An 18,007-nucleotide genomic window follows, 5' to 3' on the forward strand; every position below is an offset into this window, starting at 1 on the left:
CATCGGGTTGCCGAGATGACGTGGAGACATCTCAGATCGGATTGACCGATAGCGCTCGGTGGGCTACGACCAGAGCGAGCATCCCGCCAGTTACTACCCGTAGCTGACGCGGGGACCTGCCGCCNTCCCGCACGGGATAGCGGCCGGTTGTCGCCCGTGCTCGACATCGGCGAAGTNGTCGACGGGCTCTGTCCGCCGCACTCCATGAGCCGGGCGGCGGTACTTTGGTCTTGGCGGTCACGCGGACCCCGACGCCTTCTATGGGGCTTGGCCCCTGCTCAGCGGCCGCCTTCGACGTCACCGAGCATCCCGATCACCTCAGGGGCGCACACACCCGCCCGAGGCATGATCGCAGTGCTCGCCCTAGGGCGTGTCTCCTAAGTCGCGAGCCAGATGGTGATGGCGCGTAGGACGACCGCTCCTCGGTAGACCGTGGCGAGCTTGTCGTAGCGCGTCGCGATCCCGCGCCACTGCTTGTGGTCGTTGAAGGAGCGCTCGATGACGTTGCGGCCCCTGTATGCCTTGGCGTCGAAGGCAGGCGGTCGGCCGCCGGCCGATCCGCGCTTCTTGCGATGGCCGATCTGGTCGGCGGGCTGCGGAATCACGGCCTTGATCCCACGTGCGCGCAGGTCGGCGCGGATCGCTCGCGAGGAGTAGGCCTTGTCGCCGAGCACCGCCGCAGATTCTGCTGCGGGGACGGCCGCGCCCGAGCCGTTTGACCGCGAGCTGCGCCAACAACGGCTTCAGCATGGGCGAGTCACCGGCCTGTCCAGGCGTCAGCGTGATGACGAGCGGGCGGCCGCGGCCGTCGACGAGCTGGTGAATCTTGGTCGACAACCCACCGCGAGAGCGGCCAAGCGCATGATCTGGTGGCTCCTCGCGCGGATTCTTGTAGTTCGAATCAGCCCCCTGTGTCGCGCCTGGTTCGGCGACCGGCCGGCTCCTCGACGCGACGCAGGGTGGTGGCGTGCTGGTGGGCTCGATTGATGGTGGAGTCCACGCTGACCATCCAGTCGATGTCGCCTGCAGCGTCGGCTTCAGCGAGGAGGCGGGCGTGGATCTTGTCCCAGGTCCCGTCGATCGAGAACCGCTTGTGGCGTTTCCACACCGTCTGCCACGGCCCGAACGAGCTCGGTAGGTCGCGCCACGCGATCCCGGTCCGGAACCGGTAGATCACGCCCTCGACCACCTGCCGGTGGTCCCGGAACGGCCGGGACTTCACGCCATCGGAGGATGGCATGAACGGCGCAATCCGCTCCCACTGAGCATCGGTCAGGACTCGTTCACGCGACATGCCCGCATCAAAACAGCCCTACAGGCACGGACTTGGGAGACACGCCCTAGGTGTCTACCTCGCCCACTCCCGAGCCAGCGCCCTGCTGCCCGACGACTACGAGCTGCCCGAGGACGTCGACCTGCTCGCCGACCTCGAGGAGCGCACCCCGCTGCAGCTGCTCACCGAGGCCGAGGAACTGACCCGCCCACTGCCATTGCACCAGCCGGACCTGGTCCACGGCTCGCAGCTGGTCGTCGACCTGTGCGACCTCATCCGGGAAGCCCGCGGCCTTGGCTACTGACCTGCGCCCCGCATACGCCGACATCGACCAGGAGCTCTTCGACGTCGACCAGATCCCGATGACCTCGCGCGACGTGCGCAGCGTCGGCGAGATGCTCTTCGACGTCGACTACCTGGCCCGCCAGCTGCTCATGGACGTCGGAGGCGACGACGCCGGCACGCTGCTGCGCAGCTGGCCCACGATGGTCGCCGCCGCGGAGGACCTGTGGGCCTCCCTGCCCGGCCGCCGCCCGGGCGTCGACGAGCGCGACCGCCCCATCACCAGCCTCTCCGCCCAGGCCGCCACCATCGAGTCCAGCCTGTCCAGCCGGAAGGCCTGGCCAGGTCAGGGCTCGACCAACCCCCGCGTCGACCAGATGACCCAGACCCTCCTCAACGCCGCCGCCCTGGTCCGCCGCTACGGCGCCGAGATCCCGCACGAGCAGACCGAGGCCCACCGCGACCTCGAGGCAGCGCGCACCAGGATCATGCACGGCCTCTACCTGACCGCCCACGCCGTCAACGTCGCCCTGCACGACAACGGCCGCGACCGCGTCACCGACGCCCGCGAATCAGGCCGCCGCGTCCAGCTGGCCCAGCACCACTCCCCCTACGCGGTGGCACCCACCGGGGTCTGGGTCGACCGGATGTCCGCATGCGAGAACACCGCCCGCAGCTATCTGACCGACCGGTTCCCCCACGCCCTCACCGGCGAGGCCATCCGGCCCGTCGACGACCCCGGCCGACTGGCCCAGGCGCTGGCCAACTGGGACATCCAGTCCCACCGTGCCCTGGCCCGCGACCTCGCGCCGGCCAACCTCCTGCTCATCACCCGCACCCAAGGACTCATCGCCGGCGCCAGCATGGTCCTCCTCGACGCGGCCGCCACCGCCGGCATCCTCGAGCCCTCGGACCGCCTGGTCCCCGCGATCGCCGACGCAGGCCGCTCCTGGAGCAACCTGGCCAGCCGCTGGGGCGACCTCGCTCCCCCCGGCGCCCGCCTCGAGGAGCCCCTGGCCCGCGCAGCCGCGGAAGTCCGAGCCGCCTACCGCCAGATCACCCACGACACCACCACGCTGGCGACACCAGAGGCCATCGCCACCCGGCCCGGGCTCCCCCAGGCCACCATGGCAACCCTCCGCGCGATCGAGGCCGGCTCCGAGCTCGCGCACGTCGTCGCCGAGAAGGCCGACACCCCCAACCTGACCGGCCCAGCGCGTGCTCTCTCCCGCCGAGCACACAACGACGTGGAGTCCGGACTGGCCAGCCCGCCGGCCGAGGGCGACGTCGTGTGGGTCTCCCCGGCCGACATCCTCGCCCGACGTGCCGTCAGAGTGCCGCAGCCGGTACGGGAGACCCTGCGCTCGGCAAGTACCGCCACCGCGACCGCGGCATCCACCGCGGCAGCCTCTGCCATGCTCGCGCACTCCAACTGCCCTAGCCATCGGCCCGGTGGGCCATCAGCAACCGCCCACGCGCATGACGCCCACGTCGCCTCGGCCTTTTCGCCGCAACACGGCGTGCCACCCAGAAAGCCACCCAGCAGCATTGATCGCTCGGCACCTGTTGGACCACTTAGGTGACCATCAGACACCACCGTGGGCTTGGATCCACCCGAGACCCACCACAGCAGGTCGGAGGACACGAGATGGAAACCGTGAAGGAGACCCTCATCGTTGGCGGTCGCCGGATGCTCGCTGCTCAGAGCGAACGCATCCCCGACGATGTAGGCGCAGACCCCGACGAGCTACGCCTGACAGAACGCGGCCGACCCGCCCTGACCCCTGCGACAATGAACATTGCCCAGGCGGCTGCCTACATCGGGATCGCTAAGTCGACGCTCTATACCTGGCGCACGCGACGCCCGGGATTCGGACCACGCGCGGTGAAGGCCGGCGGCGCATTGCGGTACCGCCGTTCCGATCTCGATGCATGGATCGAGGCCCACGCCGAGCCCCTGGACCTCCAGGCGGAAACGGACATCGACGATGAGGGTCGACGCTCGGGGAGCGACCAGCAACCAACATCCCGCACACTAGGTTCCATGTCACGACGCTCCCGTCCGCGGCATCGCTAGCGCTCAGAGGTCAAGAAGGAAGGCACATGGCTCGCCCCCCGCTCCCCATCGGGACATTCGGGAGCATCACAACGAACGAGGTACGCCCTGGCGTGTACCGCGCGAGAACCCGCTTCCGAGACTTCGACGGCGTCACGCGCGAGATCAAGGGGACCGGTCGAAGCGCCGCCGCCGCAGTACGAGAACTCAAGACCAAGATCGCCGACCGAAGCGCCCCGTCCGGCGACCTCATCGGCCCCGACATGCGAATCAGCCAGGTGGCCGACATCTGGCTCTCGCTGTATCGCGCCGAACAGCGCTCCGAAGCAACTACCGCAAACGAATACCAACGCGTCATCGAGAACGTCATCAATCCAGCCATCGGCAACATCCGCCTGCGGGAGGCAACAGCTGGACGCCTGGAACGGCTAATCAGGTCCCAGGACTCCCACAGCCGCCGCAAGAAGACCAAGACGGTCCTCAAGATGATGTTTGACGCCGCGGTCATCGACGACGCGCTCCCAGCCAACCCGGTCTCCTCCACATCACGGCTTCGAGGCCAGAAGAAGGACGTCCAAGCGCTCTCGGTGGAGGACCTCAACGCCGTCCGCTCTGCCGTGGACTCCTGGATGACCAAGAAGCGGCCCGGTCCAAAGCCGAACCAGGACATGCCCGACATCATTGACCTGCTACTCGCCACAGGCTGCCGGATCGGAGAAGTACTCGCCATCCGATGGACGGACATCGACTTGAGTGCGACGCCACCGACCGTGTCAATCAGCGGCACGATCAAGACGGAGACGGGAAAGGGCACCTACCGCAAGCCCAAGCCGAAGTCCGACTCTTCGAAGCGCACCATCGCCCTGCCGCCGTTCGCAGTCGATGTTCTGATGAGGCGACGTGTCGAGCAACGACCGAATCACTACAACGCCGTCTTCGCCACCCGCAACGGCACATGGCACCAAGTCGGCAACATCGAGCGGCGGTGGCGCACGATCCGAGCAGACACAGGCTTCGACTGGGTAACGCCACACACCTTCCGCAAGACCGTCGCGACCTTGATCGACCGCCTAGTCGACTCGGACACCGCGGCCCGCGTTCTCGGCCACTCCTCAGACGCGATCACCAAAGAGTTTTACATCCAGAAGGACAGGACGACACCCGACGTGACGCACATCCTTCAGTCCTTCGCCGGCAAAGCCACGACGACCAAATCGGACGTCTGACGTCCCCCAGGCGGCCGCCTCGAGCGCCGGCCTGGCCCCAACCCCGGGACAACAATGGGCCGCCAACGCGGAGGTTTCCGGGACATAAACGCGGCACAAGGCTATGTGGCTCAAGAAACCAAGTGGCCCCCGACCTGCGTTTCCGCAGGTCAGGGGCCACTTTCTGGTAGCGGGGGCAGGATTTGAACCTGCGACCTCTGGGTTATGAGCCCAGCGAGCTACCGAGCTGCTCCACCCCGCGTCGGTGATGACAACGTTACAACAGGGGTGAAAAGGCACCAAATCGGGGCGGGCATCCCCCGCCTCGTCACGCTCTCGGCACCGGGGCGGTCCAGCCGCGGCTGAGGGCGAGGAGGCGCCAGGTGATGGCCACGCCCGCGGCAGGTACGACGATGCCGGGTCCGTGGGCGCCCAGCTCGAAGCCGGTGGAGGCGACCGCGGCGCCGGCGAGGGCGGGGATGGCGTAGAGCTCGCCGGCACGGAACACTACGGGGATGCGGCCGACGAAGAGGTCGCGGATGACTCCCCCACCGACGCCGGTGACCATGCCGAGGGCGGCGGCCGGGATGGGGCCGAGGCCGTACTCGTGGGCCTTGAGGGCACCGGCGACGCAGAAGAGGCCGAGGCCGAAGGCGTCGAAGACGTTGACGACCCGCTCGAAGCGGCCGACGGCAGGGTGCAGCCAGAAGGTCAGCAGGCCCGCGGCGACGGGAACGACGAAGTAGGGCCAGTTCTCCACCGCAGCCGGCGGGACGGCGCCGATGACGACGTCACGGATGACACCGCCGCCGAGGCCGGTGGACATGGCGAGCACGACGACGCCGACGATGTCGAGCTGGTTGCGCACGGCGACCAGGCCGCCGGAGATGGCGAAGACGAAGATCCCGAGGAGGTCGAGGGTCAGCAGCATCGACGTACCCCTGCCACCCAGCCCCGACCGGTCAGACCCGAGGAGACGGAGGTCAGCGGGCAGCGCGGCGCGTGGCCACGGCCTGCCGTGCGACACGACCCGCACCGCGCACGCCGGCGGCGAGGAAGGTCGGCCAGTCGAAGTAGTCGCGCCACAGGACGATCTTCCCGCCCTCGACCTCGAAGGTGCCACACACCCAGAACTCCATCGCGAACGAGCCGCGGCGCAGCACGTCGACGCGCTCGGTCAGCACGACGGGGCCGTTGGCGGCGATGTTGCGCATCTGCTGCACCTCGAACCCGGTGCCGAGCTTGGTCATCGCCTTGAGCTGGCGGCGTACGGCCTTGCGACCGCGCGCCGCCGGGAGCGGGACGTTCTGGTAGACGACGTCGTCGGCGCAGAGCGCGACCGCGCCCTCGACGTCCATCTCCTGGAGCCGGCCGAGGAAGCGCTGGACGACCTCGATCTCGCTCGTCACTGCTCGCTGTCCTCCCCCGCGTCGGCGTCGCCGTTGCCGCCGTTGTCACCCTTGCCGTTGTCACCCTTGCCGGCCTTGTCCGCGGCAGCCTTGTCGCGCTGGTCGGCGAGCTTCACGGCGCGGTCGATGGCTTTCTGCGCCTTGTCGATCTCCTGCGCCCACTTCACGGTGTTGCCGTTGCGCTGGGCCTGCTGCGCGGCCTTGAACGCGTCGTCGGCCTCGCGCAGCGCCGAGGCGATCCGCTCGTCGATGGTGCCGCCCGACCCCTGGCCGTCGCCACCGTCGCCGCCGTCGCCGGAGTCCCCGCCGGACCCACTGGAGCCGCTGCCGGAGGTGTCCACGTCGAGGGCGTCTCCGAGCGCCGCGGGCAGCGTCTCGCCGATGCCGACGCGCTCGCCGTACTTCACGATCACGTACTGCAGGATCGGGAAGCTGCCGGCACCGGTGGTGCGTACGACGTAGATCGGCTCGATGTAGACCAGGCCGCCGGCGACCGGCAGCGTCAGCAGGTTGCCGTAGCGCGGCGGGGTGTCCTGCTGGACGTTGAGGTCACGCAGGGTGTCGGTGACCTTCTGGTCCTGCTTCATCTCGTTGACGACCTGGCCGGGGCCCTGGGCGCTCTGGTCGGTCATCTCGAGCAGCCGCAGCTTGCCGAAGTCGTCCTTGGTGGCGTCCGAGTTCGCCTGCAGGTATGCCGCCAGCGAGCCCTTGCGGTACGGCACGAACACCGACGTCAGCGACCAGTCGCTGTCGACCCGGTCTCCCTCGCCCGTCGCGAAGAGCCGGTACGGCGGCTGGAACACCTGCCGCGTGGAGTTCGGGTCCTCGGGAACCTCCCACCGGTTGTTGCCGGAGTAGAAGCTGCCCGCGTCGGTCACGTGGTAGCGCGCCAGCTGGAAGCGCTGCACCTTGAAGAGGTCCTCGGGGTAGCGCAGGTGCTCGAGCAGGGCCTCGTCGATCTCGCTCTTCGGCTTCACCGAGCCCGGGAAGACCTCCATCCACGTCTTGAGGATCGGGTCCTTCTCGTCCCACTGGTAGAGCGTGACCGTGCCGTCGTAGGCGTCGACCGTCGCCTTGACCGCCGAGCGCATGTAGTTGATCTCGTCGGTCGGGATGGTCTGGATGCCGAGGGTCTCCTGCTGCAGCGAGTCGTCGGTCATCGACTCGAACGAGTCACGCTGGGAGTTCGGGTACTTGTCGGTGGTCGTGTAGCCGTCGATGATCCACACGATCTTGCCGTCGACCACGGCCGGGTAGGGGTCGCTGTCGACCGTCAGCCACGGTGCGACCTTCTCGACGCGCTCGACCGGCTCACGGTTGTAGAGCACTTTCGAGTTGCCGTGGACGCGGCCGGAGAGCAGGAAGTTCGGCTCGCCGAACTTGATCGCGTACATCAGCTGGTTGAAGGTGCTGCCGATCGGCACGCCGCCCTTGCCGTCGTACGTCGTGCGCTGGACCTCGCCCGAGCCGACGTTGGCCAGGCCGAGCTCGACGTCGTTGGCGTCGTCGGACGACTTCCCGACGATGGAGTACGACGGCGACAGCTCGCCGAAGTAGATGCGGGTCTCGAACTCCGACGTCTCGCTCAGGTCGGTCTTGCCGCTCGAGCCGCTGCCGATGCCCTCGGCCCACGAGATGCGGCCGTTCTGCTCGTCGTTGGGCGCGATCTGGTTGGCGTAGGCCGCGATCAGGCCCTCGCCGTGGGTGTAGACGGTGTGGAGGTTCGACCAGTTCTGGTCGCCGGTCGGGATGCCGGACTGGTCGAGCTCGCGGGCGCCGAGCACCAGCGGCACTTCCTGGCCGTCGATGGTGTAGCGGTCGACGTCGAGCACCTGCGGGACGCTGTAGTAGGAGCGGACCTGCTGGCGCTGCTGGAAGGTGTCGCGCACCTGCAGCGGGTCGACGACGGGGGCGTTGGCGAGCTGGCCGAGCACTGCGCGCGCCTGGGCGGCGTTGGCCTCGGGGTTGGCGCTGCCCTCGTACTGAGCGGTCTCGACGGTGCTGAGGCCGTAGGCCTCGCGCGTGGCGTCGATGTTCTTCTGCAGGTAGGGGTTCTCCTTGTCCGCCTCGGACGGGTCGACCTGCACGTTCTGCACGATGGCCGGCCAGATCATGCCGAGCAGCACGGCCGACAGCGCGAGCAGCGCGAGGCCGACCGACGGCAGCTGCCAGGTGCGGCGCCACACGTTGAGGAAGAACAGCACGGCGCAGATCAAGGCCACCCCGACGAGGATGTTGCGCGCCGGGAGCACGGCGTTCTCCGCCGTGTAGTTCATGCCGGTGAAGAGCCGGTGGTCGTCGGTGACCAGGTCGTAGCGGTCGAGGAAGTAGTCGACCGCCTTGGCGAGCACGAACACGCCGAGCAGCACGGACAGCTGCACCTGCGCGGCCGGCGAGAGCCGGTCGTGGCTCTCCTGGAGCCGGATGCCGCCGTAGAGGTAGTGCACGACCGCGGTGCCGATGAGCGCGACGACGGTCGCTGCCATCACGAAGTCGACGACGAAGTTCCACCACGGCAGGCGGAAGACGTAGAAGGAGATGTCCTTGTCGAAGTAGGCGTCCTTCGACCCGAAGCTCTGGGAGTTCAGCCAGAGCTGGAAGGTGCGCCACTGCCCCACCGCCGAGGTGCCGGCGAAGATCCCGACGACCACGGCAACGCCGCCGAGCAGCCAGCCGCGGATCGGGGTGACCGCGTCGCGGTAGCGCTCGACGCTCGCGTCGCTCGGCGACATGCGGAACAGCGGGCGGAAGCGGAACGCGAGGTGCATGTTGACCCCGACGATCGCGGCCATCAGCGCGCCGAAGCCGAGGAACAGGCCGACCCGGGTCCACAGCATGGTGCTGAACACCTGGCTGTAGCCGACCTCCTTGTACCAGAGGCGGTCGGTGTAGATCGACGCGAACGCGGTCAGCAGGAAGAAGCCGACCACCAGCACGACACCGGTGATCACCAGCGCCCGGGCACGCCGGCCCGGCCGCTCCGGCGCGGGGCGCGCGGGCTCCTCGTCGAAAAGGTCACTCATCGTTGCCACCCATCGGCTCGTCCTCAGCGTCTTCCAGCGTGCCACGGAGCAGCTCGAGCAGGCCCGGCACGAGGTCCGGTCCGCCCATCACTGCCATGTCGTCGTCCTCGCTGCGCAGCCGCAGCGCGCAGTACGCCGCACCGTGCCGGGTCACCCCGGCGACGATGCGCACCTCCTCGGCGTCGGGGTGCTCCCGCGCGAACTCCAGCGCGGCGGCCGGGTCCTCGGGCACCTGCCCGTCGGCGGCCGGCGGCAGCACCAGGCGCTCGACCACGGCGGCGCAGCCGGTGACCACGGCGGGCCACACGATGCCGGGGAGCACCTCCTCCAGCTGCTGGCCGGCGGGGAGCGCCTCCTGCTCCACCGGGGTCAGCGACCCGCGCTCGATCGGCTGGTCCAGCCCGAGCTGGGCGGCCAGGCCCGGCTCCTGCTCGACCAGCTGCGCGGTGTCGACCAGCGCGTAGAGCCGCGCGGGCTGGTCCCAGCCGGCGCTGGCGTGGTGCTTCTCCAGCTCCAGCACGGCAGCGGCGAGGGCCGGGTCGACGTCCAGCTCGTAGTCCATGGTGCTCGTTTCGCGGTGCGGGGGGCGGGCGGTTCAGCAGTCAGGCGGTCAGCAGGCGGGCAGTTCGGCGTCGCGGTCTTCGACCCACTTCTCCAGCGCGACGCGGGCCGCGTGCATCGTGGTCGCCTTGACCAGGCGCAGGTCGGGGTCGAGGTCACCGACGTCGGAGCAGTTCGCGGCCGGCACGAAGAACAGCTCCGCACCCGCCTCCTCGGCGCCGGCGATCTTCTGCTGGATGCCGCCGATCGGGCCGACGGTGCCGTCGGGCAGGAGCTCACCGGTGCCCGCGACGTTGGCGCCGCCGGTCAGCGAGCCGGGGGTCAGCGTGTCGTAGATGGCGAGGGAGAACATCAGGCCCGCGCTCGGGCCGCCCACGCTCGGGTCGACGCGCAGCTGGATGTCGAACGGGAACTCGTAGCCGAGGCCGAGGCTGACGCCGACGCGCGGCGTGCCGTCCTCGATGACCGGCTTGACCCGGACGTACATCTCCTTCTGCCCGCGCAGGATCTTGAACTCCACGTTGGAGCGGTCCTTGTGCTTGCGCACCGCCTTGACGACCTGGTCGGCGTCGACGACCGGCTCGCCGTCGACCTCCTTGAAGACGTCGCGCGCGAGGAGCTTGTCGTGGGCCGGGCCCTTCTCGTCGACGTACGCGACCTGCACGGCGCTGGGCGCCTCGATGCCGAGCTCCTTGAGCGCCACGGCCTTGGCGACGTCCTGCGAGGTCGTCATCTGGATGGCGCCCTCGGTCTTCTCGTCCTCCGCGGAGCGGTCGGCCGGGTGGACGACGTCGTAGGGCACCACCGCGCGGTCGGGGTCGAGCCAGCGGGTCAGCGCGTCGCCGAGGGACAGCTTCTGCCCGTACGACGACGCGATGACGGTCGTGAACCGGATCTGCCCGTCGTCGTAGTAGGCCTCGTGACCGTCGACCTGGATGACCTCGGCGTTGTCGCCGTCCTTGCCGAGGATGTCGAAGGTCGGGCCGGGGCTGTACGACGCGTACGGGAGCGGCACCGCGAGGGCGATGCCGCCGAGGATCAGCACCAGTGGTCCCGCGATGCACGCGGCGATCAGGCGCTGGCTCATGGCGCCTACCTTCTCAGACGGGGCCAACGCGTCGGTGGGGGTGTCGGAAATCGCCCGGGGTCGGCTTCGGGACGCGGCCGGCAGTCAGGAGGCGCGGCGGTCGGGCGAGGCCTGCCCGCCGGGCTGCTCCTGCGGCTGGTCCGCGACGGGTCCACCTGCCTGCGCGTCGTCCTTCGCCACCGGAGGCAGCACGACCGGGCGCAGCTTCGACGGCCGCAGCGCGACGCCGCTGGAGCGGTCCTCGGGACGGGGCGGGGCGGCGTAGCCGGGGCGGCGACGCTGCTCGCGAGAGAGCGCCTCGCCGAGCCGGCGCGCGGCGGTCTCGCGGTCGACCTCGCCACGACCCTCGCGACCCCACCAGGCGACCCACACCATCGCGACGGTCGTCGCGAGGGCGGCGGGTGCGAGCCACAGCAGGATCTCCACCTGACGAGGGTAGGTCGCCCGCGACGGCGGACCGGTCAGGACACGCGGGCGCCGGGCAGACCCGGCCGGGTCAGGGCGATTCCGTCAGGGCGATTCCGTCAGGGCGAGCCGACCCACTCGTCCGAGCCGTCGGTGAACCGCTGGTGCTTCCAGATCGGCACCTCGGCCTTGAGGGTGTCGATGAGCGCGCGGCTCGCCTCGAAGGAGGAGCCGCGGTGCCCGGCGGTGGTCGCGACGACGACGGCGAGGTCGCCGATCCCGAGGTCGCCGACCCGGTGCACGGCGGCGACGCCGGAGACGTCGTACTCCTCGGCGATGCGGTCGCAGACGTCGCGCAGCCGGTCGAGTGCGCTCGGGTGCGCGGAGTAGGACAGCCCGGTCACGCCCTGCCCGCCGTCGTGGTCACGGACCCGGCCGACGAAGAGGACGAGCCCGCCCGACGCGGGGTCGTCGAGGCTGTCGAGGACGTCGGTGACCGACAGCGGCTCGTCGGAGATCGCCACCAGGCGCACGGCGGGGTGAGGCATGGGCCCCACTCTAGGCCCGGACTCGGGGTCCACTCAGGGCTCTCCCCCACACCGCCGGTTGGCTCCGCGGCGTAAATTCGGGGCCATGAGCAACGATCCGGGCAACCCGGGCGACGACCAGCCGAACCCCTTCAAGGGCACCCCCTTCGAGCACCTCTTCGGTGCGCTCGGCGGTGGGTTCCCCGGCGGCGCGAACCCGTTCGGCCCCGGCGGGGGGATGGCGTTCTTCCAGCAGCTCCAGTCGCTGATGCAACCGCACGACGGCCCGCTGAACTGGAACGCCGCCGGCGACGTCGCCCGCCAGCAGGTCGCGCAGGAGGCGGACCCCTCCCCCGGCCAGCGCGACCGCGACCGCGTGGCCGACGCCGTGCGCCTCGCCGACCACTGGCTCGACGACACCACGGAGTTCCCCTCCGGGGTGAGTACGACGGCCGCCTGGTCACGCGCCGAGTGGCTGGTCGAGACCCAGCCGGTGTGGAAGGTGCTGGTCGAGCCGGTCGCCGCCCGCTCGGTGACCTCCCTGTCCAGCGGCCTGCCCGAGGAGATGAAGGCCGCAGCGGGCCCGCTCGTCGGCCTCATCGGCCAGGCCGTCGGCGGCATGCTCGCGATGCAGGTCGGCCAGGGCCTCGGCGCCCTGGCGGGCGAGGTGCTGACCGCGTCCGACGTGGGCCTGCCGCTCGGCGCCCCGGGCAAGGCGGCGCTGGTGATGAGCAACGTGCGGGCCTTCGCCGAGGGCCTCGACGTCTCCGAGGACGACGTCGTCCTCTACCTCGCGCTGCGCGAGGCCGCCCACCAGCGGCTGTTCGCCCACGTGCCGTGGCTGCGCGAGCACCTCATCGGCGCGGTCACCGACTACGCCCGCGGCCTCGAGATCAACGCCCAGCAGATCCAGGAACGCGTCCAGGAGCAGCTGCGCGGCATCGACCCGACCAACCTCGAGTCGATGCAGGGCCTGCTCGAGGGCGGACTCTTCGACCCGCCGCAGACCGAGGCGCAGACCGCCGCCCTGTCCCGGCTCGAGATCGCGCTCGCGCTCGTCGAGGGCTGGGTCGACGAGGTCGTCGGCCAGGCCACCCACGAGCGGATGCCGGCCGCGGCGAAGCTCCGCGAGGCGGTACGACGCCGTCGGGCTGCCGGCGGACCGGCCGAGCAGACCTTCGCCGCACTCGTCGGGCTGGAGCTGCGCCCACGCCGGCTGCGCGACGCGTCGACCCTGTGGGGCGGCCTGCGCGCGCGGTCCGGCCCCGAGGCCCGTGACGGCGTGTGGATGCACCCCGACCTGCTGCCGACCGCCAGCGACCTGGACGACCCGCTGTCGTTCCGCGCCGAGGCGACCGCGCCGGAGGAGCTGTCGGAGGACGAGTTCGAGGCCGAGCTGCGCAAGCTGCTCGAGGGCACGAACCAGTCCGACCGGCCCAGCGAGGGCGAGTCGGGTGACGCCGGCGAGTCCGGCGACACCGGCGAGGGCGACCGGCCCGAGTGAGCGACCTGCACGCGGACGCCCTGCGCGTCCTGAGGTCCTGGCGTGCCCCGGACCCGGTCGAGGAGGAGCTGCGCCGCCGCTACGTCACGCACCTGGAGTCGCGTGCGGACGGGATGTGGCGCTCGTCGTACCCGGACCACGTCACGGCCGGCACCCTCGTGATCGACGCCGCGGGTGAGCACGTGCTGCTCAACCTGCACCGCAAGGCCCAGCGCTGGTTCCACTTCGGCGGGCACTGCGAGGAGGGCGACGCCACGCTCGCGGCGGTCGCGCTGCGCGAGGCCGAGGAGGAGAGCGGGCTGACCGGCCTGGCCTTCCACCCCGAGCCGGTCCAGCTCGACCTGCACACGGTGCCCTTCTGCGGCGACCGCGGCGACGTCAACCACCTCGACGTGCGCTACGTCGCCGCGGTGCCGGCCGGCGCGGCCGCGGTGGTCAGCGACGAGTCGCTCGCCGTGCGCTGGTGGCCGGTCGACGACCTGCCGGACCTGGAGCCCGAGATGCACACCCTGGTCCAGCGCGCCCGCGAGGTTCTCGCCTAAGCCTGACTTCCGGGCTTGCCGCCCGGCGAAGGCTGGTCCTACGCGGCCCAACCGCGAGCGCGGCAGCGTGGCGCCCGCGCCGGAGGCGCGTCGTGCGACGCCCGCGGGCCGAGCGCCAGCGAGGTCCGTGCGGCGAGCACAACAGGCGACACGCTCGCGCCGACAAGTCAGTCGACGGTGTCGCCGGCGGGGTAGACCTCCTCGCTCGGCGGCCGCGGCAGCCGCGAGGCGTCCGACCAGCCGGCGAGGTAGCCCTTGGCCTTCTCCGCGGCCGGGTAGTGCGCCACCCACGCCCAGAACTTCTCGTCGTGCTGCGGCTCGATGAGGTGGGCGAGCTCGTGGACGAGCACGTAGTCGACGACCCAGTCGGGCATCCGCTGGAGCCGCTCGGAGAGCCGGATGGTGCGGTCCTTGGGCGTGCAGGAGCCCCAGCGGGCCCGCTGGTTGCCCACCCAGCGCACGGACTCCGGGACGGCCAGTCCGCCGAGGTAGGCGTCGCTGAGCTCGAGGGCGCGCGCCATCAGGTCGTCGTCGTCCCACCTGCGGGGGCCCTCGGCGCGCATCTCCTTGCGCTCGACGCGGGCGACCATCCGGCTCACCCAGGCCCGCTCCTCGGCGCCGGAGAGGTTGTCGGGGACGAGCACGACGATCTTCTGGCCGTCGCGGTAGGCGGACACGGTCCGGCGCCGCCTGCCCGAGCGGCGGATCTCGACCCGCGGCTTGCTCCGCGCACCCATGGAGCGACCCTACGACCCCGCGGCCCGGAAAAGCGGGACCCCGGCCCGCCCCGGTGGTTGAGGTGCGAGGAGCGCCAGCGACGAGCCCGCCACGGTGGTTGAGGTGCGAGGAGCGCCAGCGACGAGCCCGCCCCGGTGGTTGAGGTGCGAGGAGCGCCAGCGACGAGCCCGCCCCGGTGGTTGAGGTGCGAGGAGCGCCAGCGACGAGCCTCGAAACCTCCGGGGCCACAGACCCAATCAGGGCCGGGCCCACTCCAGCAGCCGCTCGACCGGCCACGTGTTGACGATCCGGTCGGCGTCGATCCCGGCCGCCTCGGCCCGCTCGCAGCCCAGCAGCGGGTAGTCCAGCTGCCCCGGCGCGTGCGCGTCGCTGTCGATCGAGAACAGGCAGCCGATGTCGCGGGCCAGCTCCAGGAGCTTCGTCGGTGGGTCCCGGCGCTCCGGGCGGGAGTTGATCTCGACGGCGACCCCCTCCTCCGCGCACGCCTCGAAGACGGCGCGGGCGTCGAAGCGCGACTGGCCGCGGGTGCCGCGGTTGCCGGTGACGAGCCGGCCGGTGCAGTGGCCGAGCACGTTGGTGAACGGGTTGCGCACGGCGGCGACCATCCGCTTGGTCATCTGCTCCGGCTCCATCTGCAGCTTGGAGTGCACGCTCGCGACCCGCACGTCGAGCCGGCCGAGCATCTCCTCGGTCTGGTCGAGCGCGCCGTCGTCGAGGATGTCGACCTCGATCCCCTTGAGCAGCCGGAAGCCGTCGCCGAGGTGGTCGTTGACCGCGTCGACGACCGCGAGCTGGCGGGTCAGCCGCTCCGCCGACAGCCCGCGGGCGACCTTGAGCCGCGGCGAGTGGTCGGTGAGCACGAGGTAGTCGTGGCCGAGCTCCATCGCGGTCATCGCCATCTCCTCGATCGGCGAGCCGCCGTCGGACCAGTCCGAGTGCGAGTGCAGGTCGCCGCGCAGGAGGGCGCGCAGCGCGGTGCCGGCGCCGTCGGCGGTCAGCGGGGCGCCGTACTCCTCCTCGACCTCGGCGAGCTTGTCCGGCACCCGGCCGGCCACCGCCTGGCTGATCACCCGGGCCGTGCTGGCGCCGACGCCGGCGAGCTCGGTGAGCCTCCCCGCCTCGGCGCGCTCGACGACCTCGTCGTGCGGCAGCGGGAGGATCGCGTTGGCCGCGCCGCGGTACGCCTTGACCTTGTAGCTGTCCGCCCGGCCGCGCTCGAGCAGGAACGCGATCCGCCGCAGCGCCGCGACCGGCGAGCCGTCGTACACCTGATCGGCCATGTGACCGCCGTCACGCTCCCTTCGGGACAGAAGTATTTGTTGTCCACAGCCAGTGGAAGAACCTGTGGGCAGTGTTCCTGCAGGTCATCAGACAGTACGACGCCCGGAAACCCCGCTCCTGCACGGGCCCCTCCACACCGAACTCACCGATCCCCCACCCCTGTCCACCGACACCACGCCTTCTCCACAGACGTTTCCACAGCGTTGTCCACAGGGGTGCACCCCGCCGGATTGACCGATGTCGCCGCGGGTCCCTAGCGTCGTCCACGACGAGGCCCCCGGGCCCCAGCTCCTCGCTCGCAAGGGGAAGGCAAGCGAGGATGCCTGTGGACCGGGGGCCCCGGCATTTTTCGCCCGCCCCGCGGTGCCGAGCCCGGGGTCAGCGGCCCCGGAAGACCGGCGCCCGCTTCTCCCGGGCCGCCCGGATCCCCTCCTGCAGGTCCTCGGTGGCCAGCGTCATCGGCTGGGCCAGGCCCTCCCACTCCAGCGCGGTCTCGATGCTGGCGTGGCCACGCTGCAGCGCCCGCTTGGTCAGCTTCGTCGCGATCGGCGCGGCGCCGGCGATGCCGGCAGCACCCGCGATCACCTCGTCGAGGAAGCCCTCCGGCTCGATCACGCGGGACACCAGGCCCAGCGCGAGCGCCTCGTCGGCGTCGACCAGCCGGCCGGTCAGGAAGAGGTCCCGCGCGGCCGCCGGCCCCACGACGTCGGGCAGCAGGTAGGTCCCCGCCATGCCCGGGTGGATGCCGAGCTTCGCGAACGGCACCCCCATCTTCGCCCCGCGCGCGGCCCAGCGGATGTCGCAGGCCAGCGGCATGCACAGCCCCGCCCCGATGGCCGCGCCGTTGATCGCGGCGATCGTCGGCACCTCGAGGCGCCGGATCGACAGCCACGAGCGGTAGAACGGCAGCATCCGCTCCCGCAGGTCGTCCACCGTCGCGTCCGGCTCCGAGGCCAGCCACGACAGGTTCCCGCCGGAGCAGAACGCCTTGCCCTCCCCCGTCACCACGACCGCCCGTACGGTCGGGTCCGCAGCCAGGTGGTCGACCGCCGCGACCCACGACGCCGTCATCTCGTCGCTCATCGCGTTCCGGAGGTCCGGCTGGTCCAGGACGAGCAGCGCGACCCCCTCCGCGGGGCGCTCCAGGCGCAGGTGGACGAGCTCCGGGGTGGCGGAGGCGGCGGCAGACGGATTCGAAGTGGTTTCAGACATGCGGGGCACGCTACTTCGCGCTTCAGGCGGCGTGCCGTAGGGTCAGGGAGGCTCGGAGCGTGTCTCCGGGCCCCGGCGGGCTTCCCCCAACGAGACCCCGTCGCGACGACCAACAGAATGAAACATGGCAAGGAGGCCGTCATGGCGGAGACCTGGAGCGGCGAGTTCTACTGCGTGAAGTGCAAGGCCAAGCGTGAGGCCGAGGGCGAGGTCAAGGTCAACGAGAAGGGCACCCGGATGGCCAAGGCCGTCTGCCCCGAGTGCGGCACGAACCTCAACCGCATCCTCGGCAAGGCCTGATCACCCGGCCACACAGACCGACCGTCACGGGCGGCTCCCACCTCGGTGGGAGCCGCCCGTGACGCGTTTTCGGGGGGCGGCGCTGGTCCCAGCAGGTTTCCGGCGGGCGGATGGCTGGGTTCCGAAAGGCAGCGACGAGGAGGTACGGCGGGCGGCTGGGTCGGGCGGTCGGCCTGCGGCTGGCAACGCAGGAAGCGGCCGGCGCCGGCGCGGAGCACCTCCGCCCGCCGGCCACAATTACGCCTCTGACCTGCGGATTCATTGACCTTCGCTCTTGTTGTCGAACACCTGTTCGACTAGAATCAGGACATGTCAGCACCCGCAGCGCTCACCACGGCCACCACCCTGGCCAACAGCGCTGCCGAGCTCACCCAGACCGACTGGGACCAGCTCACCGCTGAGGACGCGGTCGAGGTGGCTGAAGCCATCGCGGCGGCGAAGAGCCTGCTCGACGCCGCCCTGCTCCGCACCACCGAGCGGTTGGCTGAGACGTGTGCGGTCGAACGGCTCGGTTGGGCCTCGGTCAAGGACTACCTGACCCACCTCCTCGGCGGCCACAAAGGCACCGGCGGCGGACTCGTCCGTGCTGCCGAGCAGCTCCG

Annotated in this window: 18 protein-coding genes, 1 tRNA gene and 1 pseudogene; 8 read left to right on the forward strand and 12 right to left on the reverse strand. The window is 70.7% G+C overall.

All coding sequences use genetic code 11. The features are described 5' to 3' along the window. Positions 1-377: 377 nt before the first annotated feature. Positions 378-1,294 (reverse strand): annotated as a pseudogene (locus tag NOCJ54_RS29210) (IS5 family transposase). Between NOCJ54_RS29210 and NOCJ54_RS0121845 the strand changes: the two are divergent. The 4 genes from NOCJ54_RS0121845 (at position 1,293) to NOCJ54_RS0121855 (ending at position 4,837) form a co-directional block, all read left to right on the forward strand. Beyond that, the gene (locus tag NOCJ54_RS0121845) at positions 1,293-1,577 is read left to right on the forward strand and encodes a hypothetical protein (protein ID WP_028657178.1); all 285 of its coding nucleotides are present in this window, start codon (positions 1,293-1,295) and stop codon (positions 1,575-1,577) included. The pseudogene NOCJ54_RS29210 and the gene NOCJ54_RS0121845 sit on opposite strands and share 2 nt — an antisense overlap. After that, positions 1,567-3,138: a hypothetical protein gene (locus NOCJ54_RS0121850; RefSeq protein WP_028657179.1), complete on the forward strand. Its 1,572-nt coding sequence runs from the start codon at positions 1,567-1,569 to the stop codon at positions 3,136-3,138. The genes NOCJ54_RS0121845 and NOCJ54_RS0121850 overlap by 11 nt, the downstream gene beginning before the upstream one ends. 65 nt (positions 3,139-3,203) lie before the next feature. Further along, entirely contained in the window at positions 3,204-3,632 is a 429-nt protein-coding gene (locus NOCJ54_RS29215; protein WP_198020306.1) for a helix-turn-helix transcriptional regulator, read from the forward strand. 92 nt (positions 3,633-3,724) lie between these two features. Further along, positions 3,725-4,837 (forward strand): tyrosine-type recombinase/integrase, encoded by a 1,113-nt coding sequence (locus tag NOCJ54_RS0121855; RefSeq protein ID WP_179530362.1) that lies wholly within the window; start codon positions 3,725-3,727, stop codon positions 4,835-4,837. 164 nt (positions 4,838-5,001) lie between these two features. Here NOCJ54_RS0121855 and NOCJ54_RS0121860 read toward each other — a convergent pair. From NOCJ54_RS0121860 to NOCJ54_RS0121895, 8 genes are all read right to left on the reverse strand, one after another. After that, a tRNA-Met gene (locus NOCJ54_RS0121860) sits at positions 5,002-5,078 on the reverse strand. A 66-nt stretch (positions 5,079-5,144) separates the two neighbouring features. After that, positions 5,145-5,747, reverse strand: a complete 603-nt coding sequence (locus NOCJ54_RS0121865; RefSeq protein WP_028657181.1) for a trimeric intracellular cation channel family protein — start codon at positions 5,745-5,747, stop codon at positions 5,145-5,147. Positions 5,748-5,799: 52 nt separating this feature from the next. After that, positions 5,800-6,225, reverse strand: a complete 426-nt coding sequence (locus tag NOCJ54_RS27600) for a limonene-1,2-epoxide hydrolase family protein (protein WP_232221861.1) — start codon at positions 6,223-6,225, stop codon at positions 5,800-5,802. Further along, entirely contained in the window at positions 6,222-9,248 is a 3,027-nt protein-coding gene (locus NOCJ54_RS27605) for a UPF0182 family membrane protein (RefSeq protein WP_084255603.1), read from the reverse strand. The genes NOCJ54_RS27600 and NOCJ54_RS27605 overlap by 4 nt, the downstream gene beginning before the upstream one ends. After that, positions 9,241-9,810, reverse strand: a complete 570-nt coding sequence (locus NOCJ54_RS27610) for a PPA1309 family protein (RefSeq protein ID WP_036519293.1) — start codon at positions 9,808-9,810, stop codon at positions 9,241-9,243. The genes NOCJ54_RS27605 and NOCJ54_RS27610 overlap by 8 nt, the downstream gene beginning before the upstream one ends. A 48-nt stretch (positions 9,811-9,858) precedes the next feature. Continuing rightward, entirely contained in the window at positions 9,859-10,896 is a 1,038-nt protein-coding gene (locus NOCJ54_RS0121885; protein WP_028657182.1) for a YlbL family protein, read from the reverse strand. 84 nt (positions 10,897-10,980) lie between these two features. Continuing rightward, a complete protein-coding gene (locus NOCJ54_RS29220) occupies positions 10,981-11,322 on the reverse strand; it encodes a hypothetical protein (protein ID WP_084255605.1) in 342 nt (113 codons plus the stop codon). A 98-nt stretch (positions 11,323-11,420) separates the two neighbouring features. Then, positions 11,421-11,849: a molybdenum cofactor biosynthesis protein MoaE gene (locus NOCJ54_RS0121895; protein WP_051486268.1), complete on the reverse strand. Its 429-nt coding sequence runs from the start codon at positions 11,847-11,849 to the stop codon at positions 11,421-11,423. 85 nt (positions 11,850-11,934) lie between these two features. On the opposite strand from NOCJ54_RS0121895, the gene NOCJ54_RS0121900 reads away from it, so the two are divergent. Next, positions 11,935-13,332, forward strand: a complete 1,398-nt coding sequence (locus tag NOCJ54_RS0121900; protein ID WP_028657184.1) for a zinc-dependent metalloprotease — start codon at positions 11,935-11,937, stop codon at positions 13,330-13,332. Beyond that, positions 13,329-13,874 (forward strand): NUDIX hydrolase, encoded by a 546-nt coding sequence (locus NOCJ54_RS0121905; RefSeq protein ID WP_028657185.1) that lies wholly within the window; start codon positions 13,329-13,331, stop codon positions 13,872-13,874. Before NOCJ54_RS0121900 ends, NOCJ54_RS0121905 begins: the two co-directional genes overlap by 4 nt. 167 nt (positions 13,875-14,041) lie before the next feature. Here the strand turns inward: NOCJ54_RS0121905 and NOCJ54_RS0121910 are convergent, their stop codons facing one another. The 3 genes from NOCJ54_RS0121910 to NOCJ54_RS0121920 all read right to left on the reverse strand — a co-directional run bounded on the left by NOCJ54_RS0121910 (position 14,042) and on the right by NOCJ54_RS0121920 (position 17,105). After that, positions 14,042-14,611: a M48 metallopeptidase family protein gene (locus tag NOCJ54_RS0121910; protein ID WP_028657186.1), complete on the reverse strand. Its 570-nt coding sequence runs from the start codon at positions 14,609-14,611 to the stop codon at positions 14,042-14,044. A gap of 237 nt (positions 14,612-14,848) precedes the next feature. Continuing rightward, positions 14,849-15,892 (reverse strand): PHP domain-containing protein, encoded by a 1,044-nt coding sequence (locus NOCJ54_RS0121915; protein WP_028657187.1) that lies wholly within the window; start codon positions 15,890-15,892, stop codon positions 14,849-14,851. Positions 15,893-16,271: 379 nt separating this feature from the next. After that, complete coding sequence (locus NOCJ54_RS0121920; RefSeq protein WP_028657188.1) at positions 16,272-17,105, reverse strand: enoyl-CoA hydratase/isomerase family protein; 834 nt, start codon at positions 17,103-17,105, stop codon at positions 16,272-16,274. A gap of 141 nt (positions 17,106-17,246) precedes the next feature. Here NOCJ54_RS0121920 and NOCJ54_RS30100 point away from each other — a divergent pair, with 141 nt between their 5' ends. Beyond that, positions 17,247-17,405, forward strand: a complete 159-nt coding sequence (locus NOCJ54_RS30100) for a DUF5679 domain-containing protein (RefSeq protein WP_107776774.1) — start codon at positions 17,247-17,249, stop codon at positions 17,403-17,405. A 309-nt stretch (positions 17,406-17,714) separates the two neighbouring features. Beyond that, positions 17,715-18,007 (forward strand): hypothetical protein (locus tag NOCJ54_RS0121930; protein ID WP_028657189.1); only part of this gene is annotated, 293 nt, incomplete at its 3' end.

Origin of the sequence: Nocardioides sp. J54 (assembly GCF_000519005.1) — a bacterium.
Lineage (GTDB): Bacteria > Actinomycetota > Actinomycetes > Propionibacteriales > Nocardioidaceae > Nocardioides.

Excerpts from the sequence above, each read along its gene's own strand:
- NOCJ54_RS0121895 (WP_051486268.1), bottom strand. The coding sequence starts at position 11,849 with ATGCCTCACCCCGCCGTGCGCCTGGTGGCGATCTCCGACGAGCCGCTG.
- NOCJ54_RS30100 (WP_107776774.1), top strand. The coding sequence starts at position 17,247 with ATGGCGGAGACCTGGAGCGGCGAGTTCTACTGCGTGAAGTGCAAGGCC.
- NOCJ54_RS0121845 (WP_028657178.1), top strand. The coding sequence starts at position 1,293 with ATGCCCGCATCAAAACAGCCCTACAGGCACGGACTTGGGAGACACGCC.
- NOCJ54_RS0121865 (WP_028657181.1), bottom strand. The coding sequence starts at position 5,747 with ATGCTGCTGACCCTCGACCTCCTCGGGATCTTCGTCTTCGCCATCTCC.
- NOCJ54_RS0121910 (WP_028657186.1), bottom strand. The coding sequence starts at position 14,611 with ATGGGTGCGCGGAGCAAGCCGCGGGTCGAGATCCGCCGCTCGGGCAGG.
- NOCJ54_RS0121920 (WP_028657188.1), bottom strand. The coding sequence starts at position 17,105 with ATGTCTGAAACCACTTCGAATCCGTCTGCCGCCGCCTCCGCCACCCCG.
- NOCJ54_RS0121885 (WP_028657182.1), bottom strand. The coding sequence starts at position 10,896 with ATGAGCCAGCGCCTGATCGCCGCGTGCATCGCGGGACCACTGGTGCTG.
- NOCJ54_RS0121915 (WP_028657187.1), bottom strand. The coding sequence starts at position 15,892 with ATGGCCGATCAGGTGTACGACGGCTCGCCGGTCGCGGCGCTGCGGCGG.
- NOCJ54_RS27605 (WP_084255603.1), bottom strand. The coding sequence starts at position 9,248 with ATGAGTGACCTTTTCGACGAGGAGCCCGCGCGCCCCGCGCCGGAGCGG.
- NOCJ54_RS27610 (WP_036519293.1), bottom strand. The coding sequence starts at position 9,810 with ATGGACTACGAGCTGGACGTCGACCCGGCCCTCGCCGCTGCCGTGCTG.
- NOCJ54_RS29215 (WP_198020306.1), top strand. The coding sequence starts at position 3,204 with ATGGAAACCGTGAAGGAGACCCTCATCGTTGGCGGTCGCCGGATGCTC.
- NOCJ54_RS0121900 (WP_028657184.1), top strand. The coding sequence starts at position 11,935 with ATGAGCAACGATCCGGGCAACCCGGGCGACGACCAGCCGAACCCCTTC.